Genomic DNA, 13,171 nt, shown 5'->3' with positions numbered 1-13,171 from the left:
CATGAGACATACCTGACTGAAGGTTGAGTCAATGCCGCTGGTCGGTTGATGTCGAGCAGCATCAGTATGGCCAGTCCCCTGTTCGGTTCGGTCGTCAGGGGGCGCCCATGGGTGGTTGACCTGCCGTGCGCGGGCTCTGACCGCGGCGCAGGAGGCGGTGCCGAGGCCGGCGGTGTCTTACGGGCTGTGGCGGCCACGGCCGTGGCGGTGGGTTGTGGCGAGGAGCTGGAGGGCTGCTGCGGAGGGTGAGTCGGGTGCGGCGTGGAGGACGACGAGGCTCTGTCCTGGGTCGGTCGGCAGATGCATGACTTCTTCGTCGAGGGTGAGGGCCGATGAGCGGGTGGTGGTAGCGCTCGGCGGTGGAGCCGCATACCCCAACCGGATGTGCGGCCCACAGGTCGGCGAACTCGTCGCTCAGGACGGCGAGTTCGCCTACGAAGCCCAGCAGGTCCCGGTCGTCGGGGCGTCGCGCGGCGGTCCGGCAGAGGGCATCCATCGCGTCGCCGGCCCGGCGGTTCCAGTCGGGGAACCGGCGATGGTCCAGGCGTTGACGGAGAATCCGGCGGTCACCGCCACGGTCGTGACGTCGACGGTGGGGAGTTCCTTGGGAGGTGTGAGTGACTGGTGCCTGGTGCCTGGTAGCGGTATGGGGAGGGGAATTTTGATCTACTGCGGAATCGACTGGGCCGAACGAACCCACGACGTCGCCCTGGTCGACGACACCGGCCAGCTGCTGGCGAAGCGGCACATCACCGACGACGCGGCCGGTTACAAGATCCTGCTGGAACTGCTAGCCGAGTACGGCGACACCGCCGAGAACCCGATCCCGGTGGCGATCGAGACCTCCCGCGGCCTGCTGGTCGCAGTCCTGCGGACGGGCACGCGCAGGGTCTTCGCGATCAACCCGATGGCCGCCGCCCGCTACCGCGACCGGCACAGCGTCTCCCGCAAGAAGTCCGACCCGGCGACGCGCTCGTCCTGGCCAACATCCTCCGTACCGATAGCACGCCCACCGGCTGCTGCCTGACGACTCCGACCTCGGCCGCGCGATCGCTGTCCTGGCGCGTGCCCAGCAGGACTCTCTGTGGAACCGGCAGCAGCTCGCCAACCAGCTCAGGTCCCTGCTGCGCGAGTACTACACGGCCGCCCTGGCCGCCTTCGCGGCCTGGACGAACGGCCTGTGTCGGCGAGGCCCGCGAACTCCTCAAGACCGCCCCGACTCCGGCACGGGCAGCGCGGCTGACCCGCACCCAGATCCACGCCGCGCTCAAGCGAGCCGGCCGCCAGCGCGGCCGGGACAGGCCGCCTGGCTGAACGCACCACCCACTGCGCCCCGCCGACACCGAGCGCCTGCACCTGAACGACCACCATGTGGAGCTGCCGCCCCGCATCTCGGCCCTGGTCCGGCAACGCCTGGAGCAAGCCGAAGCGGCCTGGCAGAACAACCGCTCCGCCAGCACAACCCCATGGCTCTTCCCGAGCCACAACCCGGCTCGTCCGCTGAGCCTGCAGTCGATCGTCATTCAGCTCCGCAATCACAACCTCAAGGGACTTGCCGGTCGCAACGCCGCCCGCCTGGTCTTGGCCGCCAACGTTCCTGCGTCAATCCTTGCTGAAGTCAGGGGTACCAGCGTGAGCAACGCGTGCCGGTGGGCCACCCTGGCCAAGCGCGACTGGACGGACTACATCGCCAACCGCGCGCAGGACTGTCCACAGCCTCGTCCATTCGGACTCAACGCATCCCGGGCAGGCGACGCAACTCGCTGACCTTCATCAGCCGGGCGAGAAGGAGATATCCCATGGCTGTTGCGAGCGCCCCGGCAACCAGTGCGATGGCCGTAGGCCACGTTCCACCTCCCAGGTCCGCGCACGCACGCGCTGTGAACCACCCCAGCCCTGCAGCCGGGCCCGCGGCGCAGAACAGTTTCACGTAGGTGCGGCGCAGGCCGCCGTCGTCGATACGGCTCCCAAGTCTCCTGCGCAGCCGATGCGCGGTGAGTGCGAGACCGGCCACATAGGAGAGGGTGAAGGCCCCGGCCATGCCGACGACCGCCCAGCGGGCGGGCAGGAGCACATGACAGGCGGTGGCCAGGGCGATGTTCACGCCCGCGATCCAGGCCGCCATGAAGGACGGTGTGCGGGTGTCCTCGAACGCGTAGAAGCCGCGCAACAGCAGGTACTGGGCGGAGAACGGGATGAGTCCGAGTCCGAACGCCTGCAGCAGGTACCCCAGCGGGCGGGCTGAGGCGGCGTCCGCCGCCCCGTGGGCGAACAGCAGCGATGAGATCTGCGGCCCCAGAGCGAGGAAGAGGAACGCGGCGGGCACGATGACCACGCCGCTGATCCGCAGCACCCGGGACAGGTCCGCGCGTAGATCTGGGATACGCCCCTCAGCGACGGCCCGGCTCATACGCGGCAGCGAGGCCGTCACCAGGGACACCGTCACGATCGACTGTGGCAGCATCCAGATGGTCTGCGCGTACGTGTAGGCCGAGTAGCCAGCGCCGGCTTGCGGCAGCTCCTGGTCGGCGGCATTGGCGTAGTTCGTGACCACTGTCAGGACGACCTGGTTGGCCAGGACGGACAGCAGCGTCCACTTTGCCGCGTGGATGCTCTTGCCCAGGCCGGTTCCTCGCCAGTCGAACCGCGGGCGGAAACGGAAACCGGATGCCCGCGCGAACGGGATCAGCGTCAATGCCTGCAGGGCGATGCCTGCCGTCGTCCCGATCCCCAACAACTTCACCTGGTCGGCGGTGATGTCCTCCACCCGGTCGGGAACCGTCATCAGCCCCAGGTAGGCGGCGAACATGGCGACCAGCACGACGTTGTTCAGTACCGGGGTCCACATCATCGCGCCGAACTTCTCGCGGGCGTTCAGCACCTGCCCCGATGCTGAACAACCCGTAGAAGAAGATCTGCGGCAACAGGAAGCGCGCGAACGTCACCGTCAGCTCGAAGGCCCTGTGACTGTCCGGGGTGTCCCGCATGTACAGACCCACGATCTGCGGAGCCGCCCACACCGCCAGTGCCGTCCCCACGCCCAGTACACAGACCACGAGCGTGACCAGACGCTGCTCGTAAGCGCGTCCGCCATCGGGCCCTTGTCCTTCTTCCGCCGGGCGGCCTGCCGCCCCTTCCTCTGCTGCTCCCGCGGCATGGTCTGCGCCGCTGAGTTCGCCCCCTCGACCATGCCGTCAACCTATGTCCTCACGGTCCCACGTCCCCGATTTGCCGGCGTCACGCAACAAGCCCCATCCCTGGCGCTGCGGGCCGTTCTCGGCAGACAGCAGCACGGGCGAGCGTGCGCAGGCCGAAGTCGCCGCCAGAGGAGTGCGGCAGTCGGTCAGCCCCCGGGCCGCTGAGAACGAGCTTGTCAGTGGCGCCTCGTACGGTCCTCACCATGGGTATCACCTCGGCCTGGTCCATCAGCGCCCACGACGACGACTTCATCAGCGCTCTGGCTCCGCGGCTGCTCCCGCTGATCGCCGCGGAGCGGGACGAGCCGCTCGCACGCGAACGCTGGGAACGCTGGCGCCGCGAACCTCTGCCGGACTTCAGGACCTGGTGGAAGCCCTTCGGTCAGTTCAGCCGAAGCCAGGCGGACGCGCTGGAGTCCTTCCTTGAGCTGACCACCTCCGGGGAGCACGTGCAGAAGCTGTACGACGGCCTGCCGCCCGAGGACTTCTCCCTGCTCAACGGTGTGTGGGACCGGATCGCCGACGCGGAAGACATCTTCCTTTCCGTCCAGAGCAAGGAGTACGCGCTGAGAGTCCTCTTCCACGCCATAGGCCCCGACCGAGCCGTCCTCCTGCCTGGCTGGTGCGGCAACTTCCTCCTCACCTCCGCCCAGGTGCGCCGGACACTTCCCGCCGTCGAGCAGGCACTTCGCTTCACGGCGCACGAACGTGCGCAGGCCGAGGACCAGGACTGGCTGGCCTACGGCGACGATGAGGAGAGCGTCCTGGACGGTCCGCTGCGGATGTGGCGGCAGGCCGCGGCACAGTCTCGCGGCCTGTGCGGGGTGTCCGTCACCATCTACTGAGTCGCGCTGCCCCTCTCAGCGGGCCGGACGTTGCCGGCCGTGCGGCCGGGCGGGGAGGCGTGAGGCGGGCGTCAGGAGGGGTGGCACGTTCGGGGCGGTGCGGGCCCGCATCTGTTCCAGGCGCCGTTGGACGGCGGCGTGGACGGCCCGCTGCCCGTCTGCTTCATGGCGCGCTCCGGTGATCGCCGAAGTGGCGCCGGGTGGTTGTGGCGGAAGGCGGCGGCCGGCCCCATCAGGGTGGGGCCGGTCGCCGACGGGTTGGGCGGGCCGGGTCAGCGCTGCAGGGTGAGGACGCCCGGCCGCCACGGCAGCTGGTTGTAGTCGCCGCTCGCGTTGGGGGACTTGCCCTGGTAGAGGAACTGCAGGTTGCAGGGGTCGATGGTCATGGTCTGGTCGGGGTTGTTGCGGACCAGGTCACCGTGGCTGATGTCGTTGGTCCAGGTGGCGCCGCTGTTGGCCTTGCCCGCGAAGGGGTTGCTCTCGGTGGCGGCCTGGGGGGTCCACGAGCCGCTCAGACTGGAGGCGGTGAAGGAGCGGAAGTAGCGGCCGTTCGCACCCATCGCCTCGACGATCATGAGGTACTGGTTCTGGCCCTGCACCTTGTAGACCTGCGGCGCCTCGAAGAGGTTGGCCTTCGTGTCGCTCATGACGGTCGTGTACGACGAGCCGAAGTTGCCCGGGAAGTTCCCGATCGGCATGCTCGCCCGGTAGATCTTGCCGTTGTCACCGGCGAAGAACAGGTACATGTTCTGGCCGTCGGCGATCAGGGTCTGGTCGATCGGGCCGGTGTCGGAGCCGGAGATGCTCCCGGTGAACAGCGGCTGCGGAGCGGACCAGCCGTTGGGGTTGGTGGGGTCGCTCGACGTGCGGTAGATGAAGGGCCAGGCACCCCACTGGTACGCCAGCACCCAGATGTTCTTGGGCGCGAAGTAGAACAGCGTGGGCGCCACCGCGGCCTGGCTCATGCCGGTCTGGCCGGTCGACGCCATGTCCGACCAGTTCGTGAAGGGACCGAACATCATCGAGCCGTAGGAGGACCCCGAGACGTTCGACGCGTAGACCAGGTGCTTGCCGTTGTACGTCACCGTGGTGAAGTCCTTCACCGCGGTCCACCCGTTCGCCGGCTGCGCCAGCACACCCGTCGACGTCCATCGGTACGTCGACGGAAGAGCACACGTGCCGTCCGGCGGGGTCGAGGTCCCGGACAGGCCGGTCCACTTCTGGTTGCTGCCGCCGTTGCACGTCCAGATCTGCACCGCTGTCCCGTTGGCCGTACCGGCGCCCGCGGCCTCCAGGCACAGCCCGGACTCAACGCCGACGACCGTGCCGTCGGAGTTCACCCGCCACTGCTGGTTCGCCCCGCCGGAACAGGTCCAGATCTGCACCCGGGTACCGGCCGCGGTGGCGTGGCCGGGAACGTCCAGGCACTTGTTGCCGTAGACGGTGAGCTGGTTGCTGTCCGTCAACGTCCACTGCTGGTTGGTCCCGCTCCAGCAGTCGTAAATCTGCAGGTACGTGCCGTCGGTCTGGCCGGCGCCCGGCACGTCGAGACACCTGCCGGAACCGACGCCTCGCAAGGCGCCGCTGGAAGCCGCCTGAGCCGGGGAGGCGACGAGCATCGCCGCCAGCGCGGCCAGAGCCGCGACCACGGCGGCGAGCACCGCAGACGGATGCCTGCGGCTGAAACTTCCTCTGGGCATGGATTACTTCCTCAACCTTGAGTAGGCGGTGTCGGCCGGCCTCGTCACAGGCCGGCCGGACTGTCGGTGTGGTGTGGTGTGCGGCCGTCCGCGAGCACCACGGCGGACCGCTCGTGGGACGCGGACCGTGCCGCCGAGCGTCCGGCCGGCATGGCCGAAGACGGCGCTACGTAGTAATTGGCGGGGCCATGACATTCGCATGCGCTACGGCTCCTTGCGGCTCGACTTCAGGCGGCGCCACCCGGAATTACCCGGTCGTGCGATAGAGCGACTCGACACGTTCGTCATTTCGAACAAGAGTCGAAGGGTCGAGCAACCCGAATGATAGAGAATCGGTGAACGACGTCAACACCTCTCGCATGTATCGCTACCTATGTCGAAATCCTTCGTAATGGCATGCGCCGCACCGCACACGTCAGAGCCTTGGACGGGTCGGCTCGAACGGCACTTGACTCGGACGGCAGCGATGTGCGGACGGTACCGACGCCTGATCCATCCTGTCTGCGGTGATTCACCGTCCGGCTGCCCCCGGTTCCGAAAGTTTCGTAAGCCGATCGGAAATTCCTCCTGTGAGGAGTATTGACGACCCAGGGTCGCCACCTCGATCATCGCGTTTGGGAAACGGTCCTTGGTTCGGAATTCCGAGCCATGTCGGCCTGGGCGATCCGTGCTCTGCACGGCCACCAGCCGGCACTTCCGGCGGATCCAGGACCAGCCGACGATCAGATCCGCGCTCCACAGCACCTGCGCCACCTCGTTTCGTTCCGGTGAGGTTCGCACCAGCGCATCCTGGCTCTTCGCACAGTCGGAGAGATACGCGACGCAGGGTGACGACCCCCCGGCTGAGCCGCGATGGAGTACCCCATGCCTGTGTCGAGACGCCGCCGTCGACTTCTGCGCCGCCCGGGCTCCGGGCCGCCCCGTCCGCCTGCCGCACGGGAGCGGACGCGGCGATCCCCCGCACTTCAGTCCATCCGTGATTCCTACCTCGGAGGCACAGTCATGGGCTCTTACGCCCTTCCCAGACCCGTTGTCCGCCGGAAGATCCGCGGCCTGCTGCTGGCGCTGGTCGTCGGCGTCCTCGGTGCGGTCACCGCACTGGTCACGCCGCCGACCGCACACGCCGCCGAGAGCACGCTCGGCGCCGCGGCGGCACAGAGCGGGCGCTACTTCGGCACCGCGATCGCCTCGGGCAGGCTGGGCGACTCGACGTACACGACGATCGCGGGCCGTGAGTTCAACATGGTGACGGCCGAGAACGAGATGAAGATCGACGCCACCGAACCGCAGCGGGGCCAGTTCAACTTCACCGCCGGTGACCGCGTCTACAACTGGGCGGTGCAGAACGGCAAGCAGGTGCGCGGTCACACCCTGGCCTGGCACTCCCAGCAGCCCGGCTGGATGCAGAGCCTCAGCGGCAGCACACTGCGCCAGGCGATGATCGACCACATCAACGGCGTGATGGGCCACTACAAGGGCAAGATCGCCCAGTGGGACGTCGTGAACGAGGCCTTCGCCGACGACGGTTCGGGCGGCCGGCGCGACTCCAACCTGCAGCGCACGGGCAACGACTGGATCGAGGTCGCCTTCCGCACCGCGCGCGCCGCCGACCCGGCGGCCAAGCTCTGCTACAACGACTACAACATCGAGAACTGGACCTGGGCCAAGACCCAGGGCGTGTACAACATGGTCCGCGACTTCAAGCAGCGCGGTGTGCCGATCGACTGCGTCGGCTTCCAGTCGCACTTCAACAGCGGCAGCCCCTACAACAGCAACTTCCGCACCACCCTGCAGAACTTCGCCGCCCTCGGCGTCGACGTGGCCATCACCGAGCTCGACATCCAGGGCGCCTCGTCGACGACCTACGCCAACGTGACCAATGACTGCCTGGCCGTCTCGCGCTGCCTCGGCATCACCGTCTGGGGCGTGCGCGACACCGACTCCTGGCGATCGGGGGACACGCCGCTGCTGTTCAACGGCGACGGCAGCAAGAAGCCCGCCTACACGGCCGTCCTCAACGCACTCAACGGCGGCACCACCACGCCGCCCCCGGCGGGTTCCGGACAGATCAAGGGCGTCGGTTCGGGCCGTTGCCTGGACGTGCCCAGCTCCAGCACCACCGACGGCACCCAGCTCCAGCTGTGGGACTGCCACAGCGGCACCAACCAGCAGTGGGCGTACACCGACGCCGGCGAGTTGAGGGTCTACGGCAACAAATGCCTGGACGCCGCCGGCACGGGCAACGGCGCCAAAGTCCAGATCTACAGCTGCTGGGGCGGCGACAACCAGAAATGGCGCCTCAACTCCGACGGATCCATCGTCGGCGTCCAGTCCGGCCTCTGCCTCGACGCCGTCGGGAGCGGCACCGCCAACGGCACCCTGATCCAGCTCTACTCCTGCTCCAACGGCAGCAACCAGCGCTGGACCCGCACCTAGCACCGTGTTCCTACGTAGTGAGGCATAGAGGCTCACGTCTCTCAAAGGTCCTGACGTCGATGCCGGCAGCCGGCGTCAGGACCGAGCCCGCATCCTGATCGAGGTCGGCGACGGCAGCACCATTCCGATCGCCGGCCACCTCGCTGCCTACGCGGGTCTCGCCCGAAGGAGCCTTCTTCCGCTCCGCGCTCGCCGCCCTGGCCGACCCGGCATCCCGGCCCTCCTGCGACAAGAAGATCGCCCAGGGCAAGCATCACACCCCGGTCCTGCCCTGCCTCGTCGGACGGCGAGCCGATGTCCTCTTCGCGACGCTCCGCGACGGAACCTCTCCGACGCCTTTCGAATGCCGGCTCTTCGCACAGCTCTGCCGCGTCTGCCTGCACTCCCGGAGCGCACCTCTTACGGCACTCCGGGACGAGTCGCTCGTCGTTGATCTGTTGCCCGAGATCGTCATTCGCCTCCGACGTTCATCCCCCCTTCACCCGCGTTTCTGGGCTGGGTGGGCTCCGAAGGTTCCTCCAGCCACCCCCGGCGAACGGCCTGGACCGCGGCCTGGAAGCGGGTGCTGGCGCCCAGTTCGGTCATCAGATGGCGGATGCGGCGCTGGGTGGTGCGCTGACTCCAGCCCTGGGCGCGGGCGATCGCCGCGTCCGAGCAGCCTGTGGCGAGCAGCTTGACGAGGGCGAGGTGGTCGGGCTGGCCGGAGGTGGCGGGTGGGACCGTGGGCGGCGCGGGGGCCTGGAGGGGCGATCCGCGGTCCCACTCCGCTTCGAAGAGTGCTTCCAACGCGGTCAGCATCGGTGAGCGGTTGATCAGGTACGTGACGAGGTGTCCGCCCGGGGCGAGGCTGAAGGGGATGACCGCCTGCGCGTCGTCGGCGATCACGAGTTTGATCGGCAATGCGGTCGTACGCGGGCCTGTTCGCCGGTGCGTATGCTCGGCAGGATGTCGTCCCGGAGGCGGCCCGGCCAGGCGACCGCGTCCCGGTCGTACAGTACGCGGTGGATGACGCCCGAGCGCTGTCTGCGGCGCTGGTCGTCCAGATTGCTGCCGGGGCGGTCCACGTAGGGCGGCCGGTCGAAGGTGCGGATCTGACGGCGGGCGCCGGCGGTGAGCCTGCGGACGGCGGCGCTGATGTCGTCACGGCCACGGAGCACTTCTACGGCGACGTCCGGGTCGGCGATCCGTTGCGCCTCGCGGTGTCTGTCGGCCAGTTGGCGCACCAACGCGCGAGCCGTGTCGAGCTGCCGTTCGCGTTCCTTGATCAGTTCGGTGACCGCGATGTCGGGGGCGGTGGCGGCGAAGCGTGGGGGGCGGCCGGCCGATCTGGTCGCGAGACCCGCTTTCACCAGGATGGACAGCAGCCGTCCCGCCGCGCTCGTACTCGTCCCGGATGCGCGTGCCACCTCGGAGGCGGTGCTGTGGGGCAGACCGATCAGCGCCGTGTAGACACGCTGTGCTTCATCGCCGAGTCCGACGACGTCAAGTTCCATTTTCCCCTCCGTGGTCCGGCCGTCGACCGTAGGGCCGCCGTCCTTGTCGCATGTGTGCGCACGGGCGCCAGTCCCGCGGCCCGACCGCTGTGCTGAACGGAGACTGGCGGTGTCTTGTTCCGTTCTCGCCGCTGGTTCCGCCATGCCGGCCATGATCGGCGGTCGGCGGGACACCGGGCCTCGGCCCAGGACCAGGAGCGCGGACTGGACGTGCCGCTCCGCGGCCGTTCGGCGACACGGGCGCGCCGACGCGTTGGTGCCACGAGCGGGCCGCCGAGGGCTCGGCCCGTACGCTCCAGCGCGCCGACACGTAAGTGCCACGCCAGCGCTACCGCGGACTCGGCCCATACGTTTCGACGCCACGATGGCGCGGCAGCTCGGTCCGATTTCCCCTCCGTGGTCCGGCCGTCGACCGTAGGGCCGCCGTCCTTGTCGCATGTGTGCGCACGGGCGCCAGTCCCGCGGCCCGACCTGAACGGAGACTGGCGGTGTCTTGTTCCGTTCTCGCCGCTGGTTCCGCCATGCCGGCCATGATCGGCGGTCGGCGGGACACCGGGCCTCGGCCCAGGACCAGGAGTGCGGACTGGACGTGCCGCTCCGCGGCCGTTCGGCGGCACGGGCGCGCCGACGCGTTGGTGCCACGAGCGGGCCGCCGAGGGCTCGGCCCGTGCGCTCCAGCGCGCCGACACGTAAGTGCCACGCCAGCGCTACCGCGGACTCGGCCCATACGTTTCGACGCCACGATGGCGCGGCAGCTCGGTCCGAGCCGTGTACACGCTCTCGGTTTCCGACGACGTCATGTTCTGTTTCGGCTCCGCCAGTTGCTGGCCGATCGATGCCGTCTGGCGCTAACCAGCCACCTCGACACCCTAGCGCCGCTTCCGCATGCATTGGCATCTTCGCTGCGGTGAGGCGGCGTTGGCCGTGGGGTGGCCCTCGGTGCACGTTCCTCGGGATGTGCAGTTGTGAAAGTGGACCGCTGGTGTGTCACACGTCTGACGTCCCGTCACCGAGGCCGTGGCCTCCGGCCTCCTCGTGACAGCGGCCGTCCGCACCGGCAGACGGCCGAACGGAAGGACTCTTGGGTTGAATCACTCCCGCAACAGGGCCGCGTCCCCGCAGGGTGCGCGCAGGTCCCGAGGGCGCCTGGCCGCGACCGTGGTGATCACGGCCGCGGCACTCGCCTTCTCCGCGCTGCCCGGCTCGGCCGGCGCCGCCTCCATGTCCGACGCCCACGAAGGCGTCAGCACCATGGGAGCGCTCCGACAGGTCAAGACGGCGGCCGGGCCGGGGTCCGGGAACGTCCGGCTGTCGTCCGGGCAGCGTCGGCGGCTGCTCGACCAGGCGGTCAAGGCGGCGCCGGGCACTGCCCGTTCCCTGGGTCTCGGCCGTCAGGAGAAACTGATCCCGAAGGACGTGATCCAGGACGCCGACGGCACGGTTCACACCCGCTACGAGCGCACCTATGCCGGACTGCCCGTCATCGGTGGCGACCTGGTCGTCCACCAGCGGCAAGGAGCCCGCTCCGTCACCTACGCCTCCAAGATGAAGCCGGCCCTGCCGACGACCACGGCCAAGGTCCCGGCCGCCACGGCGAAGAAGGCGGCCCTGGGGAAGGCTGTGGCGAAGGGCACCCGCAAGGCGGCCACGCGCACGGCCCCGCGCAAGGTCGTCTGGATGATGGGTGACGAGCCGAAACTGGCTTGGGAGACGGTCGTCACCGGCGTGCAGCGGGACGGCTCCCCCAGCGAGCGCCACGTCGTGACGGACGCCGTGAGCGAGGACGTCCTGGGGAACGCCGAACACGTGGAGTCCGCCCAGGGCAACAGCCTCTACAGCGGGCAGGTCACGATCGGCTCCACCCGCCAGGACGACGGCACGTACGCCCTGATCGACCCCCAGCGCGGTGGCCACCGGACGCTCGACTCAAGTGTCACGTCCAACGGTGTCCTGTTCACCAGCGATGTCGACGTGTGGGGCGACGGAACGGCGGCGAACCCCCAGACCGCGGCGGTGGACGCGGCGTACGGCGCACGGACGACGTGGGACTTCTACCTCGACCGCTTCGGCCGCAACGGCATAGCCGACGACGGCCGCGGCAGCTCCTCCCGAGTCCACTACGAGCAGCAGCCAGGAGTCCCCCTCGCCAACGCCAACTGGCAGGACGGCTGCTTCTGCATGAGCTACGGCGACGGCGCGGACGGGCACCATCCCGTGACGTCCCTGGACATAGCCGCACACGAGATGACGCACGGAGTGACCTCCTCCACGGCCGGACTGGGCGACTACGGCGAATCACCGGCGCTCAACGAGGCGATCAGCGACATGATGGCCGCCGCCGTGGAGTTCTACGCCGACAACCCGAACGACGTGCCCGACTACACGATGGCCGAGCTGGACGATCTGCACGGGGACGGCAAGCCCATCCGGTACATGGACCTCCCCTCCAAGGCCGGCATCAGTGCCGTCGGCTACGCGCCCCTGGACTACTGGACACCTCAGGCGAAGTCGGACGAACCGCACATGGCGGCCGGGGTGGGAGACCACTTCTTCTACCTGCTCGCCGAGGGCAGCGGGAAGAAGACCATCAACGGGGTGACCTACGACAGCCCCACTTATGACGGGCTGCCGGTGGCGGGCATCGGGCTGGCCGACGCCGCGGACGTGGTGTACCGCGCGCTCACCGTCTACATGACCAGCACCACCGACTACGCCGGTGCTCGCACCGCGACGCTCCAGGCCGCCGCCGACCTCTACGGTTCGGGCAGCGACGCCTACGAGGCCATCGCCAACGCCTGGGCGGCCGTCAACGTGGGGACGGGCTTCGTCCACCACATCGCCGTCGAGCCGCCGCCGACCGAGCCGGTGGCGGTCGGCCAGCCCGTCAGCCGCCGGATCACGGCGTCCAGCAGCCGTCCCGGCAAGCTGACCTACTCGGCCAAGTCGCTGCCCCGGGGGTTGTCGATCGACCACGCCACCGGTCTCATCACCGGTACGCCCGACAAGGCCGGCGACTACAGGTCGGCCATCGTCATCACGGACGCGGCCGGGGACACCCGGAACCTCTCGTTCACCTGGACCGCTCTGGAGTCCGGCGGACACTTCTTCGTGAACCCCACCACATACGTGATCCCCAAGTGGGGCACCGTCGAGTCCCCGCTGATCGTCCGGGGGAAGCCGGGCAACGCACCGAGTGACCTCAAAGTCAGGGTCGATCTCGACCACGGGTTCAGCAACGCCATGGTGATCGATCTGATCGCACCCGACGGCACCGTCATCCACGTCAAACCCTGGGGACCCTGGGTGCTCACGCCCGAGCTGCACGAGACCTACACGGTCGACGCCTCGGCGGTCAGCACGGTCGGCACCTGGAAGCTGCGCGTGACCGACGGCACCCCGGGCTTCTACGACCTGGACCCGGGTCATCTCCAGCGCTGGAGTCTGGACTTCTCGGGCGGCCCCGCGGCCACGACCGGCTCGTCCGCCCGGTAGGGCGCGCG

General features: G+C 68.8%; 7 protein-coding genes and 4 pseudogenes. 6 read left to right on the top strand and 5 right to left on the bottom strand.

Annotated features, from left to right (window positions below; all coding sequences use genetic code 11):
- Window positions 1-177 precede the first annotated feature (177 nt).
- Window positions 178-700, bottom strand: a pseudogene (locus ACH4LD_RS40475) (hypothetical protein).
- Here ACH4LD_RS40475 and ACH4LD_RS40470 point away from each other — a divergent pair.
- Both ACH4LD_RS40470 and ACH4LD_RS40465 read left to right on the top strand, forming a co-directional pair.
- Window positions 647-1,290: pseudogene (locus tag ACH4LD_RS40470) on the top strand (IS110 family transposase); the annotation flags it as partial. The pseudogenes ACH4LD_RS40475 and ACH4LD_RS40470 overlap by 54 nt on opposite strands.
- Window positions 1,291-1,371: 81 nt before the next feature.
- On the top strand, window positions 1,372-1,767 hold the full coding sequence (locus ACH4LD_RS40465; protein ID WP_398058286.1) for a hypothetical protein: 396 nt from the start codon (window positions 1,372-1,374) through the stop codon (window positions 1,765-1,767).
- On the opposite strand, the pseudogene murJ reads toward ACH4LD_RS40465, so the two are convergent.
- A pseudogene (gene murJ / locus ACH4LD_RS40460) lies at window positions 1,733-3,098 on the bottom strand (murein biosynthesis integral membrane protein MurJ); the annotation flags it as partial. The gene ACH4LD_RS40465 and the pseudogene murJ overlap by 35 nt on opposite strands.
- 302 nt (window positions 3,099-3,400) lie before the next feature.
- On the opposite strand from murJ, the gene ACH4LD_RS40455 reads away from it, so the two are divergent.
- Window positions 3,401-4,042: a hypothetical protein gene (locus tag ACH4LD_RS40455; RefSeq protein ID WP_398058287.1), complete on the top strand. Its 642-nt coding sequence runs from the start codon at window positions 3,401-3,403 to the stop codon at window positions 4,040-4,042.
- A gap of 272 nt (window positions 4,043-4,314) precedes the next feature.
- Here the strand turns inward: ACH4LD_RS40455 and ACH4LD_RS40450 are convergent, their stop codons facing one another.
- Window positions 4,315-5,742 carry a non-reducing end alpha-L-arabinofuranosidase family hydrolase gene (locus ACH4LD_RS40450; RefSeq protein ID WP_398058288.1) on the bottom strand — a complete coding sequence of 476 codons (1,428 nt, stop codon included), beginning with the start codon at window positions 5,740-5,742 and terminating at the stop codon, window positions 4,315-4,317.
- A 1,002-nt stretch (window positions 5,743-6,744) separates the two neighbouring features.
- On the opposite strand from ACH4LD_RS40450, the gene ACH4LD_RS40445 reads away from it, so the two are divergent.
- Window positions 6,745-8,178, top strand: coding sequence for an endo-1,4-beta-xylanase (locus ACH4LD_RS40445; RefSeq protein ID WP_398058289.1), 1,434 nt, complete (start codon window positions 6,745-6,747; stop codon window positions 8,176-8,178).
- A gap of 38 nt (window positions 8,179-8,216) precedes the next feature.
- Window positions 8,217-8,516: pseudogene (locus tag ACH4LD_RS40440) on the top strand (transposase); the annotation flags it as partial.
- 112 nt (window positions 8,517-8,628) lie between these two features.
- On the opposite strand, the gene ACH4LD_RS40435 reads toward ACH4LD_RS40440, so the two are convergent.
- Entirely contained in the window at window positions 8,629-9,063 is a 435-nt protein-coding gene (locus ACH4LD_RS40435) for a hypothetical protein (RefSeq protein WP_398106224.1), read from the bottom strand.
- Entirely contained in the window at window positions 9,060-9,671 is a 612-nt protein-coding gene (locus tag ACH4LD_RS40430; protein WP_398058290.1) for a TrmB family transcriptional regulator, read from the bottom strand. The genes ACH4LD_RS40435 and ACH4LD_RS40430 overlap by 4 nt, the downstream gene beginning before the upstream one ends.
- A gap of 1,158 nt (window positions 9,672-10,829) precedes the next feature.
- Here ACH4LD_RS40430 and ACH4LD_RS40425 point away from each other — a divergent pair.
- Window positions 10,830-13,163 (top strand): M4 family metallopeptidase, encoded by a 2,334-nt coding sequence (locus tag ACH4LD_RS40425; protein ID WP_398058405.1) that lies wholly within the window; start codon window positions 10,830-10,832, stop codon window positions 13,161-13,163.
- The last annotated feature ends 8 nt before the right edge of the window (window positions 13,164-13,171 follow it).

The organism is Streptomyces sp. NPDC017676 (assembly GCF_044329325.1).
Taxonomy (GTDB): Bacteria; Actinomycetota; Actinomycetes; order Streptomycetales; family Streptomycetaceae; genus Streptomyces.
This window is presented reverse-complemented; position numbering and strand designations above follow the sequence as displayed.